Genomic DNA, 23,386 nt, shown 5'->3' on the forward strand with positions numbered 1-23,386 from the left:
CCATGGCCGACACGGACGTACGACTCCAGCCCAAGAAAAAGGGCCTGACCCGGCGTCAGAAGCGCAGCCTGTCCCGCGGCGTCCAGTACGTCGTCTTCGTCGCGGTCCTGATCGCCTTCGCGGTCGCGGCCGACTGGGACCGGCTCGCGAACCAGTTCGCGCAAGGTGACATCGCCCGGCAGATGTTCCCGGACGTCATCACGCTGGCGTTGAAGAACACCGTGCTGTACACCGTGTCCGGCTTCGTCGTCGGACTGGTCCTCGGCATGGTGATCGCGCTGATGCGGCTGTCGTCCGTCGGGCCGTACCGCTGGCTCGCCGGCGTCTACATCGAGATCTTCCGCGGTCTGCCCGCCCTGCTGATCTTCATCTTCATCGGGGTCGCCGTACCGCTGGCCTTCCCCGGCACGGAGATCCCGGGCGGGACGTACGGCAAGGTCGCGCTCGCGCTCGGCCTGGTGGCCGCCGCCTACATGGCGGAGACGATTCGCGCGGGCATCCAGGCCGTCCCCAAGGGGCAGATGGAGGCGGCGCGCTCGCTCGGCTTCTCGCCCGCCCGGGCCATGGTCTCGATCATCATCCCGCAGGCGTTCCGGATCATCCTCCCGCCGCTCACCAACGAACTCGTCCTGCTCTTCAAGGACTCCTCGCTGGTGCTGTTCCTCGGTGTCACGCTGGAGGAGCGCGAACTGTCCAAGTTCGGCCGCGACCTGGCCAGCCAGACCGCCAACTCCACGCCGATCCTGGTCGCCGGCCTGTGCTACCTGCTGGTGACCATCCCGCTCGGCTTCGTCGTGCGCCGTATGGAGGCGAAGGCCCAGGAGGCCGTGAAGTGACCTACAAGACCCTCGGCCCCCGACCGGAGATCGACGTCCGGGGCCTGCACAAGTCCTTCGGCGACAACGAGGTGCTGCGCGGCATCGACCTGGAGATCAAGCAGGGCGAGGTCGTCTGTGTGATCGGCCCGTCCGGCTCGGGCAAGTCGACGCTGCTGCGGTGCGTGAACCTGCTGGAGGAGCCCAGCAAGGGCCAGGTCTTCGTCGGCGGCGCCGAGCTCACCGACCCGGACGTCGACATCGACGCCGTACGCCGCCGTATCGGCATGGTCTTCCAGCAGTTCAACCTGTTCCCGCACCTCACGGTGACCGAGAACCTGACCCTGCCGCAGCGGCGGGTCCTGGGGCGGGACAAGGCCGCCGCCGCGAAGGTCGCCGCCGAGAACCTGGAGCGCGTCGGCCTCTCGGAGAAGGCGTCGGCGTACCCCGCCTCCCTCTCCGGCGGCCAGCAGCAGCGCGTCGCCATCGCCCGTGCGCTCGCCATGGGCCCCGCGGTGATGCTCTTCGACGAGCCGACGTCCGCGCTGGACCCCGAGCTGGTGGGGGACGTCCTGGCGGTCATGCGCATGCTCGCCAACGAGGGCATGACGATGATGGTCGTCACCCACGAGATGACCTTCGCGCGCGAGGTCGCCGACCGGGTCGTCTTCATGGACGGCGGAGTGATCGTCGAGGACGGCACCCCCGACCAGGTCATCGGCAACCCGCGGCACGAACGCACCCGCCACTTCCTGTCCCGGCTCCTGGACCCGGCGATGGCCGAGGTCGAGGAGGAGACCTCCGACCAGGTCGGCAAGCGCGACTAGCGGCTCATTAGGGTGCAGTCATGAGCGAACGCGCGGTGCTGCACGTGAAGGGCCGGGTCCTCGTCGGTCCGGACGACGTCCGGGACGAGCTGTGGGTCGTCGACGGCCGGATCTCGTATGACCGTCCCGTCGACGCCCGCGACGTCCGGACCGTGGACGGCTGGGCCCTCCCCGGCCTCGTCGACGCCCACTGCCACGTCGGCCTCGGCCCGCACGGCCCCGTCGACGACGACGTCGCGGAGAAGCAGGCGCTCACCGACCGCGAGGCCGGCACCCTGCTCATCCGCGACGCCGGCTCGCCCTCCGACACCCGCTGGGTCGACGACCGCGAGGACCTGCCGAAGATCATCAGGGCCGGCCGGCACATCGCCCGCACCCGCCGCTACATCCGCGGCTACGCCCACGAGATCGAACCGGAGGACCTGGTCGCCTACGTCGCCCAGGAGGCCCGCCGCGGCGACGGCTGGGTGAAGCTGGTCGGCGACTGGATCGACCGCGACCTCGGCGACCTGGCGCCGACCTGGCCGCGGGACGCGGTCGAGGCGGGCATCGCGGAGGCGCACCGGCTGGGCGCCCGGGTCACCGCGCACTGCTTCTCCGAGGACTCCCTGCAGGATCTGGTCGAGGCGGGCATCGACTGCGTCGAGCACGCCACCGGACTGACGCAGGACCTGATCCCGCTGTTCGCCGAGCGCGGCGTCGCCATCGTCCCCACCCTCGTGAACATCGCGACCTTCCCGAAGCTGGCCGACGGCGGCGAGTCCAAGTTCCCCCGCTGGTCGGCCCATATGCGCCGGCTCCACGAACGCCGCTACGACACCGTCCGCTCCGCCTACGACGCCGGCATCCCGGTCTTCGTCGGCACCGACGCGGGCGGCACCCTGCCGCACGGCCTGGTGGCCGCCGAGGTGGCGGAACTGGTCACCGCCGGAATTCCCGCGGTCGAGGCCCTCGCGGCGACGACCTGGTCGGCCCGGGCGTGGCTCGGCCGCCCCGGCCTGGAGGAGGGCGCCGCGGCCGACCTCGTGGTGTACGAGTCCGACCCGCGGGCGGACGTACGGGTGCTGGCGGCGCCCCGGCGGGTGGTGCTGAGCGGGCGGGTCGTCGACTGACCGCACGAACCGCGACGGAGCGTGACAGAACCCGGCGGTGGGGCGTCGCGCACGCCGTCCCGCGCTCCGGGGCGTCAACCGGCGTATTCGGAAAGATGCCGGTGCGACGGTGAAAGCATGGAACACCCGTGCCGCGCGAATCGAAAAAGTTCACGGAAACCCCACGTAGGAGTGAAGTCCTGGCGGATTGCTGACTGTTCACTCTCGGTACGCGATTCTTGCCGGGTCCCGAGCAAGTCTCCCCTGGGGGTCCCCACCTTGAACGGCAAGAACTTCCGCCTGCCCGCACGCCGTCTCGCGATCGTCGCGACGGCCACCGCCCTGGCCGCCGGTCCCGCGGCCCTGGGCGCCGCGGGCACCGCGCACGCGACCGGTGACGAGGGTCGCGCGAGCGCCGTCGTGCTCCGCACCGGGCTCGACGTCTCCCTGCTCAACAAGACCGTGAACGTCCCGCTCGCGGTCTCCCTCAACGAGGTCCAGGCGCCGCGGAGCGCCGAGAAGGCCACGCTGACCGCCGAGTTGAACGGCGTCGACGGCGGCCGGCCCTTCAGTGTGCTGAACGCCGAGGTCGCCCAGTCGAAGGCCACCGTTAAGGACGGCAAGGCCGAGGGTTACACCCACCTCGCCCACGCCAAGGTCCACGTCCCCGGTCTGCCGCTGCTCTCGCTCATCGAGGTCGGCCAGGTCACCTCCAAGGCGACCTGCGAGGCCGGCAAGACGCCGACCGCCACCTCCAACCTGCTCGGCGACGTCACCGTCCTGGGCAAGAAGGTCACCCTGACCGCCGGCGGCACCACGAACGTCAAGGTCCCCGGCGTGGGCGACGTGCGCCTCGACTACTCCAAGACGGAGCAGACCTCGCGCACGGCGGCCGCCACCGCCCTCGAACTCAAGGTGTCCGTCAACCCGTTGAAGCTGAACGTGGCCGACGTCCAGGGCACCCTGACCCTGGCCAAGGCGACCTGCGAGACCCCGGCCGCACCCGCCCGGCAGGCCGACCCGAGCGCCGAGGCCGGCACCGACCCGGGCGCCGGTCCGGCCGGTGACGTGAAGCCCCAGGGCGAGTCCGGCGACGAGAACCTCGCCGAGACCGGCGGCAACTCGATGACGCCGTACATCGCGGGCGGCGCGGTGGCCCTGCTCCTCGCGGGCGGGGGAGCGGTGGCCCTGGCGCGGCGCGGCAGGAGCTGACCTCACAAGGCTGCCGTCCCGCGGCGACCCCGGTCAACAGCCCTTCTTGTCAGGGCTGTTGACCGGCGTCTGAAAACGTTTTAACTTCCCCTCACTCCAACTCCGAGATACGAGGGGATCAGTGGAGCGTAAACGGTTTCAATCCCGCGCCCTCCTCCTGCTCATGCTCCCCGGCCTCGCCTACTTCCTGCTGTTCCACTACGGCGCCCTGGTCGGCAACGTCATCGCCTTCAAGGAGTACGTGCCCTTCGACGGCCTCTGGGGCAGCCCCTGGGTGGGCCTCGGCAACTTCCAGCGGATGTTCGAGGACGGCGCGTTCTGGGACTCCGTCCTCAATACGGTCTGGATCGCCGTCCTCCAGCTCGTCTTCTACTTCCCGGTGCCGCTCGCCCTCGCCCTGCTGCTGCACAGCCTCACCTGGAGCACGGTCCGCCGCTTCGTGCAGTCGGTGGCGTATCTGCCGCACTTCATCTCGTGGGTGATCGTCGTCGCCCTCTTCCAGCAGGTCCTCGGCGACACCGGGCTGCTCAACTCCTCGCTGGACGGCATGGGACTGCGCACCGTCGACATCATCGGCGACCCCGACGCCTTCCGCCCGCTGGTCGTCGCCCAGGTCATCTGGAAGGACGCCGGCTGGGGCACGATCATCTTCCTCGCCGCCCTCGCCCAGGTCGACGAGCAGCAGTACGAGGCCGCCGCGATCGACGGCGCCGGTCCCTGGCGCCGCTTCTGGCACGTCACCCTGCCCGCCATCCGCCCGGTGATCGTGCTGCTGCTGATCATGCGGCTCGGCGACATCCTCTCCGTCGGCTTCGAGCAGATGCTCCTCCAGCGCGACGCGGTCGGCCCCGAGGCCGCCGAGATCATCGACACCTTCGTCTACTACCAGGGCATCGTCGGCGGCGACTACGGATTCGCCGCCGCCGCGGGCCTGTTCAAGGGCGTCATCGGCGCTCTCCTCGTCTACGCCGCCAACAAGGTCGCCCACCGCCTCGGCGAACAGGGGGTCTACAAGTGAGCGCCGGAACCCGTGTCCCCGCCCGGCCGGGCTGGATGGAGAAGCCGAGGCCCGTCACCCAGGGCGCGAAGGCGGTGGCCCTCGTCGCCGTCGTCCTCCTGGTCTGCGTGCCGTTCCTCGTCATCGTCTCGACCTCGCTCGCCTCCACCGACGAGGTCGTGGCGAACGGCGGCTGGGTGCTCTGGCCGACCGAGCCCAGCCTCGACGCCTACCGCGACATCCTCGACGGCGGCATCGTCACCCACGCCCTCGGCGTCAGCGCGGGCGTCACGCTCGTCGGCACCCTGCTCAGCCTCGCCTGCACCGTCACCCTCGCCTACGCCCTCTCCCGCCCCGGCGTCTTCGGCGGCCGCCCCGTACTGCTCCTGGTCCTGTTCACCTTCCTCTTCCCGCCCGGCATGATCCCGAGCTTCCTGCTGGTCAAGGAACTGGGCCTGCTGGACAGCTACGCGTCCCTGGTGCTGCCCGTCCTCGTCAACGTCTTCAACCTCGTCGTCCTGCGCGGCTTCTTCCAGGGCGTCCCCGAGGAGCTGTACGAGGCCGCGCGGCTCGACGGGGCGGGGGACTGGCGGGTGCTCGTCTCCGTCGTACTGCCGCTGTCCAAGGCCGCGTTGGCCGTCGTGGGACTCTTCTACGCGGTGGCCTACTGGAACTCCTGGTTCTACGCCTCGCTCTACCTGGAGAGCGACCACTGGCCCCTCCAGCAGGTCCTGCGCACCTACGTCGTCGCGGGCTCCGGACTCACCGACGCCACCACCGGCGAGGGCACCGTCACCGCGCCGCAGACCGTGCAGATGGCGGTCCTGGTGATCGCCACCGTCCCGATCCTGCTCGTCTACCCGTTCCTGCAGAAGTACTTCACCAAGGGCGTGCTCACCGGCGCCATCAAGAGCTGACCCGAGCCGACGCGAGCCGACTCAAGCCGACACGAGGTGATTCACCCATGCCCAGCATGTCCCGACGTACCCTGCTCGGTTCTCTGGCCGCCGCCTCCGTTCCGGGGGTGCTGACCGCCTGCTCCACGAGCTCCGGCGACAGCGATGTCTCCAACGCGGGCAAGAAGCTCGCCCCCTGGCCCGCGTACCGGGCCGCCGCGGGCCCCAAGCCGGACCTCGCCCCCACCGACGCCGGGGTGCAGGCCGGCTACACCTCCTACCCCGCCGACCTCGTCAGGTCCGTCCCCCGCACCCCCGGCGACGGCTCCACCGTCAAGGTCATGTCGGTCTCCTTCGGCACCCCGCCCAAGCCGGCCTCCGCCAACCGGTTCTGGGCGGCCGTCGAGAAAGCCCTCGGGGTGAGGATCGAGTACACGATCGTCTCCCAGGCCGACTACCAGAAGAAGATGGCGACGGTGATGGCGGCCGACGCCGACACCCTGCCCGACATCATCAACCTGTTCTCCGGCTTCGTCCTGCCCCGCGAGGCCGAGTTCGTACAGCGGCGCGCCGAGGACCTCACCCCCTTCCTCTCCGGCGAGGCGATCACCGACTACCCCAACCTCGCCGGCATCCCCACCCACGCCTGGCGCGACATGGGCCGTATCGGCGGCCGCCTCTACGGCATCCCGCTGGAACGCCCGCTGCCCGGCTCGACCCTCTGGCTCAACCAGGGCATGTTCGCCGACGCGGGCATGAAGGAGGGCTGGACCTCCGACGACTTCGCCGCCGTGGCCAAGCGGGCCACCAGCGGCCGTACGTACGCCCTGGGCGCCGCCAACGGCTCCCTGTTCGGCAACGCCGTCCACTCCGCCGCCCACAACGCGCCGCAGAACTGGGCCGTCACCAAAGACGGCACCTTCCGGCCGGCCTGCGCCGACGAACGGTACAAGGCGTCCATCGCCTTCCAGGCGCGGCTGCGCAAGGAGGGCTGCTACCACCCCGACGCCACGTCGATCTCCCAGATCGACCTGACCACCCTCTACTACAACGGCACCGTCGGCTCCATGCAGGACGGCTTCGGCGCCTACCTGCCCAAGTACCGCGAGGCACCGGACGGGATGACCCCGGCCGCGGCGCTCCCGTACAGCGTCGGCGGCGAACCGGGCGGCGTCGTCGCGGCCCGCCGCTCCTTCGGGTACACCGTGCTGAAGAAGGCGAAGAAGGAACGGATCGAGCTGCTCCTGCGCGTCCTCGACTACCTCGCCGCCCCCTTCGGCAGCCAGGAGTGGGAACTCGTCCACTACGGCGTCGAGGGCATCCACTTCACCCGCGGCAAGGACGGCTCACCCGAGCCGACCAAGCTGGGCGAGACGGAGAACAACACCAACCTGCCGCTGAAGTACCTCGCCGAAGGCCCCCAGGTGCTGTTCGTGCCGGGCATGCCGGACGCCGTACGCGCCCTGCACACCTGGCAGCAAAAGGTCGTCCCGCACGCCGTCCGCGACGCCTCCTTCGGCCTGCAGTCCCACACCAGGAACTCCCAGGGCACCACCCTCAAGGCCCTCCTCGACGACACGGTCACCGGGATCGTCGCGGGACGCCTGCCGCTGACGGAATGGGACGCGGCGGTGAAGACCTGGCGGTCCCGGGGCGGCGACAGAATGGCCGAGGAGTTCGCGAGGGACCACGCGGCCAACGCGTGAGCGGCGGGCCGACGGAACAGGAGGCGCGGGGGATGGGGAACACCATGGGGGACACGGGGCCCAGGCGGAGGGTGACGATCCGTGAGGTCGCCGAACGGGCGGGCGTGTCCGTGGCCACGGCGTCGCGCGCGCTCAGCGGCAACCATCCCGTGCCCACCTCCACCCGGACCCGCGTCCTGCGGGCCGCGCGCGACCTCGACTACGTCGCCAACGCCCACGCCCGCGCCCTGGTGGGCGGCGGCCGGAAGATGGCCGCAGTCGTCGTCCGCCAGGTCACCAGCCCCTTCTACGCCCAGGTCGCCGAGGGCGTCGAGGCCGAGGCCGCCGACCGGGGCTGGCTGTGCGTGGTCGGCGCGACCGGCGGGGAACCGCAGCGCGAGATGGAGTTCGTACAGCTGATGCGGGAGGAGGGGGCGCGGCTGGTGATCCTGGTCGGCGGGGTCGTCGAGGACGACGCGTACCGCTCGCGCGTGGCCCACTACGCGCAGGCGCTGGACGCGGCGGGGGCGCGGCTGGTGCTGTGCGGCCGGCCTGCTCCGGATCCCGACATCCCCGCGCTCGTCGTCGAGTTCGACAACGAGGCCGGTGCGCGGGCCGTCACCGGGCATCTGCTGTCGGCCGGTCACCGGCGGATCGTCTTCCTCGGTGGGCTGCCCGGCAACACGGCCCTCGACGCCCGTGTCGCCGGATACCGTGCCGCGCTGGCCGAGCACGGGGTGCCCGCGGCGGCTGGGCGGGTCGTGGACTGCGGGCTCGGCCGTGCGGCGGGGTTGCGGGCGATGACCGAACTGCTCAAGGAGACACGGGAGTTCACGGCGGTGGTGGCCGGGGACGACATGGTCGCCGCGGGGGCGCTGCGGGCGATTGCCGACGCCGGTCTGCGGGTGCCCGAGGACGTCTCGGTCGTCGGGTACAACGACATTCCGCTGGCCGAGGACTTCAATCCGCCGCTGACGACTGTACGTACGCCGGCCGAGGAGCTCGGTCGGGCCGCCGTGCGGATCGCTCTGCGGGATCCTGAGCATGCCTCGGGAAGTCACCATGTGCTCGGCACGCACATCGTTGTGCGCCGTAGCGTCGCCTCGCCTCGGGGGGCGTAGGCGGCTGCGGGTGGTTTGTGGCTGGTCGCGCCCACGCGGCGGAGCCGCATATCGAAACAGCCCCGCGCCCCTATAGGGGCGCTCCTGTCGCCCCGATCCATGGAGGACCGAAATCCGTATGACCGCGCCGCCTGTGTCGCTCCCCGACGATCCGACGCTCTCGCCCCTCACCGGCTGGACCCGCGCCCACTGGGAGGCGCTCGCCGACCGGCTTCTCGACGGGCTGGTGCCCTACGCGACCCCCGGCCTCGCCCAGTACCGGCTGCCCGGGCCGCCCAGCCATTCGGGCCCCTGGTCCGACGGGCTGGAGGGATTCGCGCGTTCCTTCCTCCTGGCCGCCTTCCGTATCGCGGGCTCGGACGGCCGGGTCGGCCCGGCGCTCATCGAGCGGTATGCCGCCGGACTGGACGCGGGCACCGACCCGCACCACGCCGAGCACTGGCCGCCGATCACCGACCGGGCCCAGCCGATGGTCGAGGCCGCCTCGGTCGCGCTCGCGCTGCACGAGTCACGCGCGTGGCTGTGGGACCACCTCGACGACGGGGTGCGGCAGCGGGTGTGCGCCTGGCTGGGTGGGTTCGTCGGGGCGGACGTCAACGACTCCAACTGGCGACTGTTCCAGGTGATCACCGAGGAGTTCCTCGCCTCGGCCGGTGCCCCGCACAGCCGGGCCGAGATCGACGCGGGGCTGGCCCGGCTGGACGACTGGTACCGGGGCGGGGGCTGGTACACCGACGGAGACGGGCGGAAGTTCGACTACTACAACGCCTGGGCGCTGCATCTGTATCCGGTGCTGTGGGCGCGGATCGCCGGGCCACGGGCGGACCCGGCCACCGTGGCCCGGCACCGTGCCCGGCTGCGCGAGTTCCTCACCGTCCACCAGCACTTCTTCGGCTCCGACGGTGCCCCCGTCCACCAGGGCCGCTCCCTCACCTACCGTTTCGCGGCCACCGCCCCGCTGTGGGCGGGCGCCCTCGCCGACGCCACCCCCCTGCCGCCGGGCCGCACCCGCCGCCTCGCCTCCGGCGCGCTGAAGCACTTCACCGAGCGGGGCGTGCCCGACGAGCGGGGCCTGCTCAGCCTCGGCTGGTACCGGCCCTTCCTCCCCGTCACCCAGCGCTACTCGGGCCCCGCCTCCCCGTACTGGGCGAGCAAGGCCTTCCTGGGGCTGCTCCTGCCCGCCGACCACCCGGTCTGGACGGCACCGGAGGAGCCGGCCCCCGTCGACACGCGGGACGTCGGCCTTGCCCTGCCCGCCCCAGGCTGGCTGCTGCAGTCCACCACGGCCGACGGCATCGTACGGCTGGTCAACCACGGCAGCGACCGCCTCCCGCCCCCACCCGCCACGGACGACGACAGTCCCCACTACGCCCGCTTCGCCTACTCCAGCGCGACCGCCCCCGAGACACCGGGCGTCGACAACCACCTCGCGCTCCTGGCCCCCGACGGCACGCCCTCCCCACGCGGGCGCATCCACCCCCTGGGCACCGCAGCCGGGCGGGCCGGGTCCCGGGCGCAGGACGGGCGGGTCGAAACCGTCAGCGTGGTGCGCGGCGCCTGGGAAGTACGGGTGCACCGGCTCGACGTACCGCCTGACACACCGGTACGGGAGGGCGGTTGGGCGGTGGCCGACGACGCGGCGCCTCCGGACGTGCGGACCGGTCCCGGCCGGGCGGTGGCCCGCCGCGCGGACGGACTGACCAGCGCGCTGGTCGGCCTCCACGGCTGGGACGACGCCGAGGCCTCGGCCGTACGGGCCACCGGCACGAACGCGGTGGGCCACCACTCGGCGACCCCCGTGCTCCAACTGCCCGGCCCCCGCCCGCTGTTGGTCACGCTCGTCGTCCTCAGCGCCGACTCGCGGACCGCGCTCACGGGAGCGAGCGCGACCGTCGCCGCCGACGGCACCGTGGAGGTCCGCTTCCCGGACGGCACTGTGGAGCGCGTGCCGGCCGGCCTCAGCGACGGGCCAGTGCCATCGCCTGGTCCAGCGCCCGCAGGAACCGGCTGACCGTCCCCCGGTCCCGCACCGCGAGCCGCAGCCACTCCTCGCCCAGCCCGGGGAAGGTGTCCCCGCGCCGCACCGCGAACCCGAGGTCGCGCAGATGGTGCCGTACGCCGGCCGCCCCCGGCAGTCGTACGAGGACGAAGGGACCCTCGGCGGGCTCGACGACCCGGAGCCCGAGCGAGGCGAACTCGCCAAGTCCGGCGACGAGATGAGCCCGGTCGGCGGCGATGCGGTGGGCCGCGTGCGCCGCCTCCGCCAGGGCCGGCGGTGCCACGCAGGCCTCGGCGGCGGCGAGCGCGGGCGTGGAGACGGGCCACAGGGGCTGGGCGCGCTCCAGTTCGGCGATGGTCTCCGGCGCGGCGAGGACATAGCCGATCCGCAGCCCGGCCAGCCCCCACGTCTTGGTCAGGCTGCGCAGCACCACCAGACCCGGCACGTCCGTCCGCCCCGCCAGCGCCTCCCGCTCACCCGGCACCGCGTCCATGAACGCCTCGTCCACCACCAACGTCCGCCCGGGACGGGCGAGTTCAGCGATGGCGGCGGCGGGGTGCAGCACGGAGGTCGGATTGGTGGGATTGCCGACGACCACCAGGTCGGCGTCCTCGGGAACGGCCGCCGGGTCGAGGCGGAAGCCGTCCTCCTCCCGCAGCAGCACCCGCTCGACGCTGTGCCCCGCGTCCCGCAGCGCCGCCTCCGGCTCCGTGAACTGCGGATGCACGACGACCGGCCGCAGCACCTTCAGCGCCCGCGCCAGCAGCACGAACGCCTCCGCCGCCCCCGCCGTCAACAGCACCCGCTCCACCGGCAGCCCGTGCCGAGCCGCGACCGCCGCCCGCGCCGCCCGTCCGTCCGGGTACGCGGCGAGCGAGCCCAGCGAGCCGGCGATCCGCTCCCGCAGCCATACGGGCGGCGTGTCCGCGCGGACGTTCACGGCGAGGTCGACGAGCGCCGACCCGTCGTCACGGACCTCGGCGTCACCGTGATGCCGGAGATCATGCGCCTCAGGCTGCATAAGAGTGGGCTTCCTGCTGTCCAAGTCCAAGTCCAAGTCCGTGACCGTGTCCAAGTCCATGCCCGTGCCCGTGTCCGGGCCCGTGATGTCCGTCGGATCCGTCCGGCCGATGACCGTCGGGGACGCCCCGGACCGCCTCCGCGTACCGCTCCATCACCAGATCCAGCAGCTCCGGCACCGGACCGAGCACGTCCGCCGACCGCACCTCGATCTCCGGGTGCGCCGCCGCCCAGCCCTCGGTCTGGTCGCGCACCCGGTCCGGCAGGACGCCCGGGAACAGGAGGTACGGCAGCACGACGATCCGCCGTGCGCCCAGCTTCACGCATCGGTCGAGGCCGCTCGGCACGTCCGGCGCCGCCAGCGACACGAACGCCGTCTCCACGCCCGCGAAACCGCGCCCCTCCCACAACAGCCGCGCCGCCCGGTGCACCTCGGCGTCGGCGTCCGGGTCGGTCGAACCCCGCCCGACCAGCAGCACGGTCACCTCGGCACGGTCCCCGGGCCGGCGCCCGGCGCTGCCGAGCGCCTCGTCCAGCCGCCGCTCCAGCACGGACAGCAGCGCGGGATGCGGTCCCAGCGGGCGGCCGTAGACGTACGCGATCCCCGGGTGCCGCTCCTTCTCGCGGGCCGGCGCGGCCGGGAGGTCACCCTTGGCGTGCCCGGCGGACACCAGCATCCACGGCACGGCGGCGAAACCGCCCGAGACGGGCAGCTCGGGATGACGGCTCCCCAACTCCCGCACGAACGCGCGGAACGCCTCGGCCCCGGCTTCGTCCCGGGTGCCATGACCGGCGATGAGCAGGGCGGGCGGCGGAGTGGTCACCGTGACTCCTCGGCGGGCGGGACAGAGCGGGCGGCACGGTCATCATGGCGCGCGCCCGGCCCGGGACGCCGTACGACGGCACAGGTCGCCCTCGCCGGCCGTCCGTCGGCGCGCCGCGACTTCCGCTTCGGTACGAGGAGTTCCCCACCGCGCGCGAGGGCGGCGGCCTCGGCGACCGACGGGGTGCCGGTCGCGGCGAGGGACGCCTCGGAGGGGTGGGGCACGTCGACGGCGGCCAGCTCGTCGGCGGAGTAGGTGACGAGGGGCACGCCGAGCCGCGCGGCGGCCCGGACGAGACCGGGTTCATCGGCCTTGGCGTCGAGGGTGGCGAGTTCGGTGAGGGACGCGGGGGAGAGGCCGGCGTCGCCGAGGGCGCCCTCGATCAGTGCGAGGACCTCCGCCACGGAGACGCCCTTCGAGCCGCCGACACCCACCACGAGGTCCCCGTCCGCACCCGTTCTCACCGGGCGCCCCCGTCCCCGGTACGGCACCGCTCCACGAACCGCCGGGCGACACCCGGCTCGGCCGCCCAGTGCGTGTGCAGATAGCTCGCGTGCACCCCGCGCCGCACGAACCCCTCGACCCGCTTGTGCGGCAGCCGCATCCCCCAGGCGGGCAGCTCGCCCGCCCCGGGCTCCACGACCGTCCGATGGAACTCGTGCCCCCGCATCCGCGTCCCGGCCACCGCGAGCACACTGTCGGTCACGGCCACCGCGTCCCGATAACCGAGCGTCAGCCGCTCCGACATTCGAGCACGGGCATCCAGCACCCCACACATCGGCCGCCCGTCGAGCTCCCGGCACAGATACAACAGCCCCGCACACTCCGCCGCCACCGGAGCCCCACTCAGCGCGAACTCCCCGACGGCCTTCCGCAACGGCTCATTGGCCGCCAACTCAGCCGCGTACACCTCCGGAAACCCACCCCCGATCACCAACCCCCGCGTCCCCTCCGGCAGCCGCTCGTCCCGCAACGGATCAAACGGAACGACGACGGCCCCCGCGGCGGCCAGCAACTCGGTGTGCTCGGCGTAGGAGAAGGTGAAGGCGGGCCCCCCGGCAACGGCTACGACTGGCTTCACCCCAGCCGCTTCTTCCAACCCGGCCGCTTCTTCCAGCCCGGCCGTTTCTTTCAGCCCGTCCGGCGTTTGAGGACGAGGCCCTTCGGGCCGATGCGGGGGTCTGGGGGCGGCAGCCCCCAGGGATGGGACGGGTAGGGGCGGCGGGGGCGAGGAAGCGAGGGCCTCAGCCGCGTCCCACCCCGCACACGACAACGCCCCCGCACCACGCGCCAGCGAGACCAACGCCTCCAGATCACACCCGTCCCGCACCTGCGCAGCCATGGCAGCCACCGCATCCACCGCAGCCCCCCGCCGCTCGGCAACCGGCACCAACCCCAGATGCCGCGACGGCGTATCCACCTGAGCCGTCCGCCGCAACACCCCCAACACCGGCACCCCGGCCGACTCCAACCCCTCCCGCAACAACTCCTCGTGCCGGTCGGAGGCGACCTTGTTCAGAATCACACCCCCGACCCGCACCTCCGGATCCCACGACACGAACCCGTGCACCAGCGCCGCCACCGACCGAGACTGCGACGACGCGTCGACGACCAGCACCACCGGCGCCCGCAACAGCTTCGCCACATGCGCGGTCGACGCCAGCTCCCCCTGCCCGGCGGCCCCGTCGAACATCCCCATGACCCCCTCGACGACCGCGATGTCGCAGCCGCGCGCCCCGTGCAGGAACAACGGCCCGACCAGCTCGGGCCCGCACAGATACGCGTCGAGGTTCCGCCCCACCCGCCCGGTGGCGAGCGCGTGGTACCCGGGGTCGATGTAGTCCGGCCCCACCTTGTGCGGGGACACGGCGAGCCCCCGCGCGGCGAGCGCGGCCATCAACCCCGTGGCGACGGTGGTCTTCCCGCTGCCGGACGACGGCGCGGCGATGACCAGCCGTGGGACGGAAGCCGACGAGGACGAGGACGAGGACGAGGACATCACCACTCGATACCCCGCTGCCCCTTCTGCCCGGCGTCCATGGGGTGCTTGACCTTGGACATGTCGGTCACGAGGTCGGCGAAGTCGACGAGCTTGTCCGGCGCGTTCCGCCCGGTGATGACGACATGCTGGGTCCCGGGCCGGTCACGCAGCACCTCGATCACCTCGTCGAGGTCGACCCAGCCCCAGTGCAGCGGATAGGCGAACTCGTCAAGGACGTAGAGCTTGTACGACTCGGCGGCCAGGTCCCGCTTGACCTGCTCCCAGCCCTCCCGGGCCTTCTCCTCGTTGCTGAAGTTGTCCCCCTGGAGGTCACGCTGCACCCACGACCAGCCCTCGCCCATCTTGTGCCAGTCGACGGTGCCGCCCTCGCCGCTGGCGCCCAGCACCCGCAGCGCGTTCTCCTCGCCGACCTTCCACTTCGCCGACTTGACGAACTGGAACACCCCGATCGGCCACCCCTGGTTCCAGGCGCGCAGCGCCATCCCGAAGGCGGCGGTGGACTTGCCCTTGCCGACCCCGGTGTGCACCATCACCAGCGGCCGGTTACGGCGCTGACGAGTCGTCAGTCCATCGTCCGGCACCACACTCGGCTGCCCCTGCGGCATTACGCGGCCCTCCTCTTCGATCCACCCTGCGATCCACCCTGAACATCCCTGACCAGCCCGGCGATCGAGTCCGCCCGCAACTCGTCCAGCGTCACCGCCGTACCGCCCAGCTCACCCGCCAACTGCCCGGCGAGCCCCAGCCGTACGTACCCCGCCTCGCAGTCGACGACCACGGACGCGATCCCGTCGGCGGCGAACAGCCGCGCGGCCCGCCCGGCCAGGGCGACCGGCTCGGGGCCGCCGGTGGCACGCCCGTCGGTCACCACGACGACCAGCGCGCGCCGCGCCGGGTCCCGCAGCCGCTCCACCCGAAGCACGTCGTGCGCCTTGAGCAGCCCGGCCGCGAGCGGCGTACGCCCCCCGGTCGGCAGCGACTCCAGCCGGGCCGCGGCCGCGTCCACCGACGAGGTGGGCGGCAGCGCCACGTCCGCGCTCGTGCCCCGGAACGTCACGAGACCCACCTTGTCCCGCCGCTGGTAGGCGTCCAGCAGAAGCGAGAGCACGGCTCCCTTGACCGCGGACATCCGCTGCCGCGCCGCCATCGACCCCGAGGCGTCGACCACGAAGAGCACCAGGTTCCCCTCGCGCCCCTCCCGGGTCGCCTGCCGCAGATCGTCGCGCCGTACGACCAGTCCCGGCCCCGACCGTCCCCGGGTGCGCTGATGCGGAGCGGCCGCGTGCACGGTGGCCGCCAGGTGCAGCTTGGTCAGCGCCCCCCGGGGACGTCGCGCCCCGGTCGTCCGCCCGTGCTCGGTCCGCGCCCGTGAACGCCGCCCGGCCGCGCCCTCGCCGAGACCGGGCACGCTGAGCACCTTGGTCCGGAAGGGCTCCGAGGCCCGCACGGGCTGCTGTTCCCCGGCACCGGGAGCCTGCGGCTGCCCGCCCTCCCCGGCCTCGGGCGGCGCGCCCACGTCACCGCTCCGCGGCGCGTCCGGCCCTTCCGGTCCGGAAGGCGGCTGCCCACCGCCCCCGCCGCCCCCGCCGCCCCCGCCGGGCCCGTCCGGGTCGGGATCCTCGTCGCCGTCGTTCTCGTCCCGGCTCTCGTTCTCGTCGTCGCCGGCGAACTCCTCCAGCGTCTCGTCGAGCTTGTCCTCGTCGAGTCCCGGCGCGTCGAAGGGGTTGCGCCGCCTGCGGTGCGGCAGCGCGAGCAGCGCCGCCTGCCGGACGTCCTCGGCGAGCACATCGGTCCGCCCGGCCCACGCGGCCAGCGCGGTCGCCGTACGCGCCATCACGATGTCGGCCCGCATCCCGTCCACCTCGAACGCGGCACAGGTCGCCGCGATCTGCCGCAGCGCCCCGTCACCGAGCCGCACCGAGGGCAGCAACTCCCTTGCCGCGACGATGCGTTGACGCACCTCGGCCTCGTCGTCCGCCCAGCGCGCGGCGAAGCCGGCCGGGTCGTCGTCGTAGGCGAGACGCCGCCGCACGACCTCCACCCGCTGGTCCGGCTCCCGTGAGGCGGCGACCTCCACGGTCAGCCCGAACCGGTCGAGCAACTGCGGCCGCAGCTCGCCCTCTTCGGGGTTCATGGTGCCGACGAGCAGGAACTTCGAGGCGTGCCGTACGGAGACACCCTCGCGCTCGACGTACGACGCGCCCATCGCGGCCGCGTCGAGGAGCAGGTCGACCAGGTGGTCGTGGAGGAGGTTGACCTCGTCGACGTACAGGATTCCGCGGTGCGCGTCCGCGAGCAGGCCGGGCTCGAAGGCCTTCACGCCCTCCGACAGCGCCCGCTCGATGTCCAGGGCGCCCACCAGCCGGTCCTCGGAGGCGCCGACGGGCAGCTCGACCATACGGGCGGGCCGCTCGACGCCCGCTCCCGGCTCGTGCGGTCCGTCCGGGCACCCGGGGTCGGGCCGCTCGGGGTCGCACGAGAAACGGCACCCGGGGACGACGGGGACCTCCGGCATCAGCGCCGAAAGCGCCCGTACGGCCGTCGACTTGGCGGTGCCCTTCTCGCCGCGCACCAGGACACCGCCGACCGCCGGTGACACGGCGTTCAGCAGCAGCGCCAGCCGCAGGTCGTCCTGGCCGACGACGGCCGTGAAGGGGAAGGGTGTGCTCATGCGGGCGCTCCCGGTGGAATGAAGGGCAGTCCTTGCGGCGCGCCCGACTCGATGAGCCGCCAGAGCGCGTCCGTGTCCGCGTGCTGTTCGATCAGGTCGCCGAGCCGGTCGAGCTGCTCCTCGCGCAGCGCGGCGAACGACGTGTCCGGCGCCGGCACGAAGCGTCGGCCCGCGGCGGCCGCCACCTCGCGCAGAAAGGCCCGCCGGAAACCGTCCGACTCCAGCGAGCCGTGCCAGTGCGTGCCCCAGGTCTGACCGACCCGGCATCCGTCGAGGCTGTGTCCTTCGTCATCGGAGATGAACCCCTCACCCCCGCTGACCTCGGCGACCCCGTGATGGATCTCGTACCCCTCGACCCGCTCCCCGAGGGCCCGGCCCTCCGGTCGGGTGAGGGTCTTCTCCCGGGCGAACCGCACCCGCACGGGCAGGATCCCGAGCCCGTCGACATGCCCTCGCCGGCTCTCGACGTCGTCCTCGATGTGCTCGCCGAGCACCTGGTAGCCGCCGCAGACGCCGAGGATCGGCCACCCCTCGGCGGCCCGTCGCACCAGGGCGTCCGCGAGCCCGCGCTCGCGCAGCCACTCCAGCGCGCGCACGGTTCCCCGGGTGCCGGGGAGCACCACCAGGTCCGCGTCGGCCAGCTCCTCCGGCCGGTCCACGAACCGCACGACGACACCCGGCTCGGCGGCGAGGGCGTCCACGTCGGTGAAGTTGGACATCAGCGGCACGGCGCAGACGGCGACCCGCAGTACGTCCTCGCCGACGGGCGGCGCGACGACGGACTCCCGGACCGTCCCGCGCAGGGAGACCCGCAGCCCGTCCTCCTCGTCGATGCCGAGGCCGTGCCGGAAGGGCAGGACGCCGTAGGTGTGCCGGCCGGTGAGGCCGTGCAGCATGTCGAGCCCGGGTTCGAGCAGCGACACATCACCCCGGAACTTGTTGACCAGGAACCCGGCGATCAGCGCCTGGTCCTCGGGGGAGAGCAGCGCCACGGTCCCGAAGAAGGAGGCGAAGACGCCCCCGCGGTCGATGTCGCCCACCACCAGCACGGGCAGCCGGGCGCTGCGGGCGATGCCCATGTTGACGATGTCGGTCCGCCGCAGATTGATCTCGGCCGGAGAACCGGCCCCCTCGCAGATCACCGCGTCGTGCGTGTCCCGCAGCTCGGCGAGGCAGTCGAGCACGGTCCCGAGCAGCGCCTGCTGCCGACCGCCGTGGTACCCGCGCGCGCTCATCTCGCCCACCGGCTTGCCCAGCAGCACGACCTGGCTGCTCCGCTCGCCCCCGGGCTTGAGCAGCACGGGATTCATCTGCGCGGTCGGCTCCACGCGGCACGCCTGCGCCTGCATGGCCTGCGCCCGCCCGATCTCGGCGCCCTCGCGGGTCACGAACGAGTTGAGGGACATGTTCTGCGCCTTGAACGGCGCGACCTTGACCCCCTGCCGCACCAGCCACCGGCAGATCCCCGCGGTGACGACGCTCTTGCCGGCGTCCGAGGTGGTGCCGGCGACGAGAAGCCCCCCGCCCGTCATGACGTACGTCCCTTCGGGATACGGCGCGCGGCCGCACAGACGCCCAGCGCCAGCCAGCCGACGCGCTTCGACAGCCGTACGGCCCGCTCGATGTCCCGGACGGCGACGGCGCGCCCCGCCCCGTTGAGCACCGGCCGATGCTCGACCCGCCCGCCGTACGACAGCGTCCCGCCGAGACGCACCCCGAGCGCCCCCGCGAACGAGGCCTCGACGGGCCCGGCGTTGGGGCTCGGGTGCTGGGCGGCATCGGCGCGCCAGGCACGCACCGCCCCGCGCGGATCACCCCCGGCGACGGCGGCCAGTACGGCGGTCAGCCGCGCCCCCGGCCATCCGGCCACGTCGTCGAGCCGGGCCGAAGCCCACCCGTAGCGGCGGTACTTGGGCGACCTGTGGCCCACCATGGCGTCCAGTGTGTTCACGGCCCGGAACCCGAGCAGCCCCGGCACCCCGCCGACGGCCCCCCACACCAGGGCCCCCACCACCGCGTCGGAGGTGTTCTCGGCGACGGACTCCACGACGGCCCGCGCGATCCCGTCCGCGTCCAGCGCCTGCGGGTCCCGTCCGCACAGATGCGGCAGCCGCGCCCGCGCGCCCTCGACGTCGCCCGCCTCCAGGGCGCGCCCGATCGTGCGGGCCTCCTGGGCGAGCGAAGTCCCGCCGACGACCGCCCAGGTGGCGGCGCCGGTCAGCGCGACGGAGGCGGCGGGGGACGTACGGACGACTCGGGCGGCGACGGCACCGAGCGCCACGGCGCCACCGGCGCACACGGCCGTGTGCACCGCACCCCGCGCGCGGTCGTCGCGCCACAACACTCTTTCGACGGCACCGGCGGCACGTCCGAACGCGGCGACCGGATGCCCCCGGCGAGGGTCGCCGAGCAGCAGATCACCGAGAAGTCCGGCGGCGGCGCCGTACGCGAAGACGCGATCGGCTCGCATCGGGGTCAGCCGACCGTGGGGTCAGACGAGGGTCTGATACTGCGTGTCGATCGGCAGGCGAGCATCGCGTTCTGTCCTCACTCAGGGTGTCCACGCCCTGGTTCGACGAGTCCGGCGGTGAGAGTTCCTGGCTCCCGGGGCTTTCTACCCCGGTGACAGTGGCGGGACCGCGCCGGATTCACACCGGCTTCCTCTCCTGCCGCCGTAGCTGGCCCCGGAAGTCCACCACGGGGTTGGAAGGGCCGTCAACTTGCCGTTGACCTGCGACGGGAGAGTGTGCGAAGGCCCACACAGGCGTGAGGTGCGGGACGGTGATCCGTCCCGCACCTCGGGTGCTTCAGGTGGCGCGTGTGCCGTACGTCGGGCCGTCAGGCCACGATCAGATAGATGCCGTATCCCACGGCCGCCGCGCACGCAGCGAAGCACGCGTACGCGCCGGTGACCGCGAGCGCGGCCGAGTCGCCCTGGGCCACCGCCCGTTCGCGGCGGGACAGGCCCGAGATGCCGAGGGTGAACAGGCCCACGAGGGCCACGGTGACCACGAGGCTGACGCCGAAGACGGAGCCGAGAGCCGCCCAGTCGATCTTCATGCTTCTTCTTCCTTGAGTACCGGGAGGAGGAACCGGGTGGGGGTCAGACCGCGGCCTGCGAGGGCGACGGCGTCGGCTCGGAGGCCGGGGCCGGGATGGTGGCCGACAGCTCCTCGGCCGTCGTGCCCGCCGGCGGCGGGGTCACGGCGGCCATGGCCGTGGTCACCACGCCGGGCGGCTCCTCGGTCTCGTTGACGTTGGTGTGGTCGACGACCTCGCGGCGGGAGAGCTTCCAGATCGCGGCGCTGGAGCCGATCAGGAAGACCGCGACGAGGGCCGTGCCCCAGGCGCCGAAGCCCGTCACGTACTCGGCGAGCGCCCCGACCAGGGCGGCGGCCGGCAGGGTCAGACCCCAGGCGACGAACATCCGGGTGGCCGTCGACCAGCGGACCACGCCGCCCTTGCGGCCGAGGCCCGCGCCCATCACCGAACCGGAGACGGAGTGCGTGGTGGAGAGCGAGAAGCCGAGGTGGGAGGAGGCCAGGATGACGGTGGCCGCGCTGGTCTGGGCGGCGAAGCCCTGCTGCGGCTGGAGGTCGGTCAGGCCCTTGCCCATGGTGCGGATGATGCGCCAGCCGCCGAGGTAGGTGCCGAGCGCGATGGCCAGACCCGCCGAGAGGATGACCCACATGGGCGGGTCGGAGTCGGGGGCGAGGGTGCCGCCGGCGACCAGGGCGAGGGTGATGATGCCCATCGTCTTCTGCGCGTCGTTGGTGCCGTGCGCGAGGGAGACCAGCCCGGCCGAGGCGATCTGCCCGGCGCGGTAGCCCTTCTTGGAGGCGTCGCCGTCGGCCTTCTTGCCGAGCGTGTACGTCAGCCGGGTGGCGAGCAGTGCCGCGATGCCCGCGACCAGCGGGGCGGCGATGGCCGGGATCAGCACCTTGGTGACGAGCACGTCGCCGTGGACGGCGCCCATGCCGGCCGAGGCGATGGTGGCGCCGATCAGGCCGCCCATCAGGGCGTGCGAGGAGCTGGAGGGCAGGCCCACCAGCCAGGTGAGCAGATTCCAGAGGATCGCGCCGACCAACGCGGCGAAGATGACCTCGGGACGGATGCCGGTCTCGTCGACGAGACCCTTGGAGATCGTGTTGGCGACCTCCACGGAGAGGAAAGCGCCTACAAGGTTCAGCACGGCGGACATGGCCACCGCGACCTTGGGCTTGAGCGCACCGGTCGAGATGGTGGTGGCCATCGCGTTGGCGGTGTCGTGGAAACCGTTCGTGAAATCGAACGCGAGTGCGGTTACCACCACAATCGCGAGGATCAGCGAGAAGTTTTCCATTTACCCAGGCAATCGTTCGAGGTCATTGGCTGGACGAACGTAGGTAACCTGAGTGAACGGAAGATGAACTGAGGCGGGCCGCACGGTGTCCGTAAGAGGGGGTTGTTCGTCCGGAAGGGGAGGCCTCCCCTCCGCCCGCCTCCGGCGGTCACCGCGCGACCCGGGCGCCCCAAGGGTCACTAGCCCCGGGCGAACTTCCTGAGCTGGGCCGTCGACCCGTTGAAGAGATTCTGGTCACCCGGCAGGCTGCCGCTGCCGTTGTCGAACTGCCAGATCGTCCAGAACCGCCATCCGGCCGGCAGGTTCCCCGCCGTCGCGGAGTCGTAGCGGGCTATCCACAGCGCGTGGTTCGAGCCGAAGGCGCGGCTGGCGCCGGTGCAGGTGTTCCACCAGTGGGTGGTGGTGTAGATCACCGGACGGCGGCCGGTCAGTCGCTTCACCTCGTCGCTGAAGGACTGGATCCAGCCGGCCATCTTCGCCTTGCTCAGCCCGTAGCACTTGTGCTTGCTGTACGGGTTGTACTCGATGTCGAGCGCGGGCGGCAGGGTCCAGCCGTCCGACCGCCAGCCGCCGCCGTTGCGTACGAAGTGCGCCGCCTGCGTCCGGCCCGACGACTTGTCCGGCAGCGCGAAGTGGTATGCGCCGCGGAGCAGGCCCGCGTTGCGGGAGCCGTTGTACTGCTGGTTGAAGTACGGGTTGCGGTAGGTGTGGGACTCGGTCGCCTTGACGTAGACGAACTGGGCGCCCTTCCCCTTCGCGCTCTGCCAGTTGACGTTCTTCTGATGGGAAGAGACGTCATGACCCCTGGGCTTGCCGGCCGCCGCGGCCGGCAGCTCGACCAGCGCGGTTCCGCCCAGGGTGAGCGCCGCCACGGAGGCCGCCATGAGGCGGGAGCGGTGACGGGACGGTTTGCGATCACGGGCCATATTTCCCCCCGGAATGGCTGCGTGCACGACAAATCCCCCAGAGATTACGGGAAGATCGTTGAATCCCGGTCGATCTCAGGCCAAGCAAGAAGCGGGGGTTTTCTGCCCCGTTATGCACCCTTCCGGACGTCGACCTTCCGCCCTAAAGTGCCCCGGCCCGACGGAGACTTGAGGCCGTGCCCTCGTCCCGCCTGGCAGGATCGCCGCATGGCTGAGGAGCAGCGGGACCAGCGGGGCGCGCGGGATACGCGGGATACGCGGGAGGGCGCACAGGAAGTGGGGGAGTCGTGGGGCAGAAGTGTCCGCCCCGAGGAGGCGGAGGCCTGGGAGGCCCTCGTGGCGACAGCTCGCCGGACCGTGTCCGACGGACTGGTCGTCGGCACGTCCGGGAACGTGTCGGTGCGCGTCGGCGACACCGTGCTGGTCACACCGTCGGGAGTGCCCTACGACCGGCTGACCCCGGACGACGTGACCGGGGTCGACCTGACCGGCGAACGGGTGCTGGGCACACTCGTACCGACCAGCGAGCTGCCCATGCACCTCGCCGTCTACCGCGCCACCGACGCCGGCGCCGTCGTCCACACCCACGCGGTCCACGCCACGGCCGTCTCCACCCTCGTCCCCGAACTCCCGCTGATCCACTACATGGCCGGCGCCCTCGGCGGTCCCGTCCGGGTTGCCCCGTATGCGACGTACGGCACGGCGGAGTTGGCCGAGAACATGCTCCGGGCCCTCACCGACCGCACCGCCTGCCTCCTCCAGAACCACGGCACGATCGCCTACGGCACCACCCTGGCCCAGGCCTACGACCGCACGGCCCAACTGGAGTGGATGTCCCACCTGTGGCTCACGGCATCCTCGGTACCCGGCCTGTCCCCGGCCCTGCTGTCGCAGGGGCAGGTGGCGGAGGCGGGGGAGCGGTTGCGGGGGTACGGGCAGCGCGGCTAGGGGCTGGATC

General features: G+C 72.4%; 20 protein-coding genes, 1 pseudogene and 1 riboswitch. Of the genes and pseudogenes, 10 read left to right on the plus strand and 11 right to left on the minus strand.

Features of this window, described 5'->3' with window-relative positions; genetic code table 11:
- The first annotated feature begins 2 nt into the window (after positions 1–2).
- The 9 genes from AQJ67_RS15430 to AQJ67_RS15470 all read left to right on the plus strand — a co-directional run bounded on the left by AQJ67_RS15430 (position 3) and on the right by AQJ67_RS15470 (position 10,655).
- On the plus strand, positions 3–836 hold the full coding sequence (locus tag AQJ67_RS15430) for an amino acid ABC transporter permease (protein ID WP_062719277.1): 834 nt from the start codon (positions 3–5) through the stop codon (positions 834–836).
- The gene (locus AQJ67_RS15435; RefSeq protein ID WP_062719278.1) at positions 833–1,642 is read left to right on the plus strand and encodes an amino acid ABC transporter ATP-binding protein; all 810 of its coding nucleotides are present in this window, start codon (positions 833–835) and stop codon (positions 1,640–1,642) included. The genes AQJ67_RS15430 and AQJ67_RS15435 overlap by 4 nt, the downstream gene beginning before the upstream one ends.
- A 20-nt stretch (positions 1,643–1,662) precedes the next feature.
- Complete coding sequence (locus AQJ67_RS15440; protein WP_062719279.1) at positions 1,663–2,754, plus strand: amidohydrolase family protein; 1,092 nt, start codon at positions 1,663–1,665, stop codon at positions 2,752–2,754.
- A 258-nt stretch (positions 2,755–3,012) separates the two neighbouring features.
- Positions 3,013–3,945, plus strand: a complete 933-nt coding sequence (locus AQJ67_RS15445) for an SCO1860 family LAETG-anchored protein (protein ID WP_062719280.1) — start codon at positions 3,013–3,015, stop codon at positions 3,943–3,945.
- A 163-nt stretch (positions 3,946–4,108) separates the two neighbouring features.
- A complete protein-coding gene (locus AQJ67_RS15450) occupies positions 4,109–4,963 on the plus strand; it encodes an ABC transporter permease (RefSeq protein WP_062719281.1) in 855 nt (284 codons plus the stop codon).
- Positions 4,964–4,998: 35 nt separating this feature from the next.
- On the plus strand, positions 4,999–5,859 hold the full coding sequence (locus AQJ67_RS15455; RefSeq protein WP_062719282.1) for a carbohydrate ABC transporter permease: 861 nt from the start codon (positions 4,999–5,001) through the stop codon (positions 5,857–5,859).
- Positions 5,860–5,906: 47 nt separating this feature from the next.
- Entirely contained in the window at positions 5,907–7,544 is a 1,638-nt protein-coding gene (locus tag AQJ67_RS15460) for a type 2 periplasmic-binding domain-containing protein (RefSeq protein WP_062719283.1), read from the plus strand.
- Between the two features lie 32 nt (positions 7,545–7,576).
- On the plus strand, positions 7,577–8,644 hold the full coding sequence (locus AQJ67_RS15465; protein WP_079055970.1) for a LacI family DNA-binding transcriptional regulator: 1,068 nt from the start codon (positions 7,577–7,579) through the stop codon (positions 8,642–8,644).
- A 118-nt stretch (positions 8,645–8,762) separates the two neighbouring features.
- Positions 8,763–10,655 carry a DUF2264 domain-containing protein gene (locus tag AQJ67_RS15470; RefSeq protein WP_062719284.1) on the plus strand — a complete coding sequence of 631 codons (1,893 nt, stop codon included), beginning with the start codon at positions 8,763–8,765 and terminating at the stop codon, positions 10,653–10,655.
- Here the strand turns inward: AQJ67_RS15470 and cobC are convergent.
- The 11 genes and pseudogenes from cobC to AQJ67_RS15525 all read right to left on the minus strand — a co-directional run bounded on the left by cobC (position 10,603) and on the right by AQJ67_RS15525 (position 22,428).
- The gene (gene cobC, locus AQJ67_RS15475) at positions 10,603–11,664 is read right to left on the minus strand and encodes an Rv2231c family histidinol phosphate aminotransferase CobC (protein WP_062719285.1); all 1,062 of its coding nucleotides are present in this window, start codon (positions 11,662–11,664) and stop codon (positions 10,603–10,605) included. The two genes, AQJ67_RS15470 and cobC, sit on opposite strands and share 53 nt — an antisense overlap.
- Positions 11,654–12,487 (minus strand): sirohydrochlorin chelatase, encoded by an 834-nt coding sequence (locus AQJ67_RS15480; protein WP_062719286.1) that lies wholly within the window; start codon positions 12,485–12,487, stop codon positions 11,654–11,656. The genes cobC and AQJ67_RS15480 overlap by 11 nt, the downstream gene beginning before the upstream one ends.
- A gap of 53 nt (positions 12,488–12,540) precedes the next feature.
- A pseudogene (locus AQJ67_RS15485) lies at positions 12,541–12,927 on the minus strand (cobalamin biosynthesis protein); the annotation flags it as partial.
- A gap of 20 nt (positions 12,928–12,947) precedes the next feature.
- A complete protein-coding gene (locus AQJ67_RS15490) occupies positions 12,948–14,486 on the minus strand; it encodes a cobyrinic acid a,c-diamide synthase CobB (RefSeq protein WP_062719384.1) in 1,539 nt (512 codons plus the stop codon).
- Positions 14,486–15,094: a cob(I)yrinic acid a,c-diamide adenosyltransferase gene (gene cobO / locus AQJ67_RS15495; RefSeq protein WP_062719287.1), complete on the minus strand. Its 609-nt coding sequence runs from the start codon at positions 15,092–15,094 to the stop codon at positions 14,486–14,488. The genes AQJ67_RS15490 and cobO overlap by 1 nt, the downstream gene beginning before the upstream one ends.
- Positions 15,094–17,160, minus strand: coding sequence for a putative cobaltochelatase (locus AQJ67_RS15500; RefSeq protein ID WP_062719288.1), 2,067 nt, complete (start codon positions 17,158–17,160; stop codon positions 15,094–15,096). The genes cobO and AQJ67_RS15500 overlap by 1 nt, the downstream gene beginning before the upstream one ends.
- Complete coding sequence (locus tag AQJ67_RS15505) at positions 17,157–18,692, minus strand: cobyric acid synthase (RefSeq protein WP_062719289.1); 1,536 nt, start codon at positions 18,690–18,692, stop codon at positions 17,157–17,159. The genes AQJ67_RS15500 and AQJ67_RS15505 overlap by 4 nt, the downstream gene beginning before the upstream one ends.
- Positions 18,689–19,630, minus strand: a complete 942-nt coding sequence (locus AQJ67_RS15510) for a cobalamin biosynthesis protein (protein WP_062719290.1) — start codon at positions 19,628–19,630, stop codon at positions 18,689–18,691. Before AQJ67_RS15510 ends, AQJ67_RS15505 begins: the two co-directional genes overlap by 4 nt.
- A gap of 102 nt (positions 19,631–19,732) precedes the next feature.
- Positions 19,733–19,872, minus strand: a riboswitch (cobalamin riboswitch).
- A 126-nt stretch (positions 19,873–19,998) separates the two neighbouring features.
- Positions 19,999–20,220, minus strand: a complete 222-nt coding sequence (locus AQJ67_RS15515; RefSeq protein WP_030051597.1) for a hypothetical protein — start codon at positions 20,218–20,220, stop codon at positions 19,999–20,001.
- A 43-nt stretch (positions 20,221–20,263) separates the two neighbouring features.
- On the minus strand, positions 20,264–21,502 hold the full coding sequence (locus AQJ67_RS15520; RefSeq protein WP_062719291.1) for an inorganic phosphate transporter: 1,239 nt from the start codon (positions 21,500–21,502) through the stop codon (positions 20,264–20,266).
- 179 nt (positions 21,503–21,681) lie between these two features.
- A complete protein-coding gene (locus AQJ67_RS15525) occupies positions 21,682–22,428 on the minus strand; it encodes a lysozyme (protein ID WP_062719292.1) in 747 nt (248 codons plus the stop codon).
- Positions 22,429–22,635: 207 nt separating this feature from the next.
- On the opposite strand from AQJ67_RS15525, the gene AQJ67_RS15530 reads away from it, so the two are divergent.
- Positions 22,636–23,376 (plus strand): class II aldolase/adducin family protein, encoded by a 741-nt coding sequence (locus AQJ67_RS15530; protein WP_062719293.1) that lies wholly within the window; start codon positions 22,636–22,638, stop codon positions 23,374–23,376.
- Positions 23,377–23,386: the final 10 nt, after the last annotated feature.

The organism is Streptomyces caeruleatus (assembly GCF_001514235.1).
Classification (GTDB): Bacteria; Actinomycetota; Actinomycetes; order Streptomycetales; family Streptomycetaceae; genus Streptomyces; species Streptomyces caeruleatus.

Excerpts from the sequence above, each read along its gene's own strand:
- cobO (WP_062719287.1), bottom strand. The coding sequence starts at position 15,094 with ATGCCGCAGGGGCAGCCGAGTGTGGTGCCGGACGATGGACTGACGACT.
- AQJ67_RS15460 (WP_062719283.1), top strand. The coding sequence starts at position 5,907 with ATGCCCAGCATGTCCCGACGTACCCTGCTCGGTTCTCTGGCCGCCGCC.
- AQJ67_RS15455 (WP_062719282.1), top strand. The coding sequence starts at position 4,999 with ATGGAGAAGCCGAGGCCCGTCACCCAGGGCGCGAAGGCGGTGGCCCTC.
- AQJ67_RS15530 (WP_062719293.1), top strand. The coding sequence starts at position 22,636 with ATGGCTGAGGAGCAGCGGGACCAGCGGGGCGCGCGGGATACGCGGGAT.
- AQJ67_RS15505 (WP_062719289.1), bottom strand. The coding sequence starts at position 18,692 with ATGACGGGCGGGGGGCTTCTCGTCGCCGGCACCACCTCGGACGCCGGC.
- AQJ67_RS15430 (WP_062719277.1), top strand. The coding sequence starts at position 3 with ATGGCCGACACGGACGTACGACTCCAGCCCAAGAAAAAGGGCCTGACC.
- AQJ67_RS15525 (WP_062719292.1), bottom strand. The coding sequence starts at position 22,428 with ATGGCCCGTGATCGCAAACCGTCCCGTCACCGCTCCCGCCTCATGGCG.
- AQJ67_RS15465 (WP_079055970.1), top strand. The coding sequence starts at position 7,577 with ATGGGGAACACCATGGGGGACACGGGGCCCAGGCGGAGGGTGACGATC.
- AQJ67_RS15440 (WP_062719279.1), top strand. The coding sequence starts at position 1,663 with ATGAGCGAACGCGCGGTGCTGCACGTGAAGGGCCGGGTCCTCGTCGGT.
- AQJ67_RS15470 (WP_062719284.1), top strand. The coding sequence starts at position 8,763 with ATGACCGCGCCGCCTGTGTCGCTCCCCGACGATCCGACGCTCTCGCCC.
- AQJ67_RS15450 (WP_062719281.1), top strand. The coding sequence starts at position 4,109 with ATGCTCCCCGGCCTCGCCTACTTCCTGCTGTTCCACTACGGCGCCCTG.
- AQJ67_RS15520 (WP_062719291.1), bottom strand. The coding sequence starts at position 21,502 with ATGGAAAACTTCTCGCTGATCCTCGCGATTGTGGTGGTAACCGCACTC.
- AQJ67_RS15515 (WP_030051597.1), bottom strand. The coding sequence starts at position 20,220 with ATGAAGATCGACTGGGCGGCTCTCGGCTCCGTCTTCGGCGTCAGCCTC.
- AQJ67_RS15500 (WP_062719288.1), bottom strand. The coding sequence starts at position 17,160 with ATGAGCACACCCTTCCCCTTCACGGCCGTCGTCGGCCAGGACGACCTG.
- cobC (WP_062719285.1), bottom strand. The coding sequence starts at position 11,664 with ATGCAGCCTGAGGCGCATGATCTCCGGCATCACGGTGACGCCGAGGTC.
- AQJ67_RS15510 (WP_062719290.1), bottom strand. The coding sequence starts at position 19,630 with ATGCGAGCCGATCGCGTCTTCGCGTACGGCGCCGCCGCCGGACTTCTC.
- AQJ67_RS15490 (WP_062719384.1), bottom strand. The coding sequence starts at position 14,486 with ATGTCCTCGTCCTCGTCCTCGTCCTCGTCGGCTTCCGTCCCACGGCTG.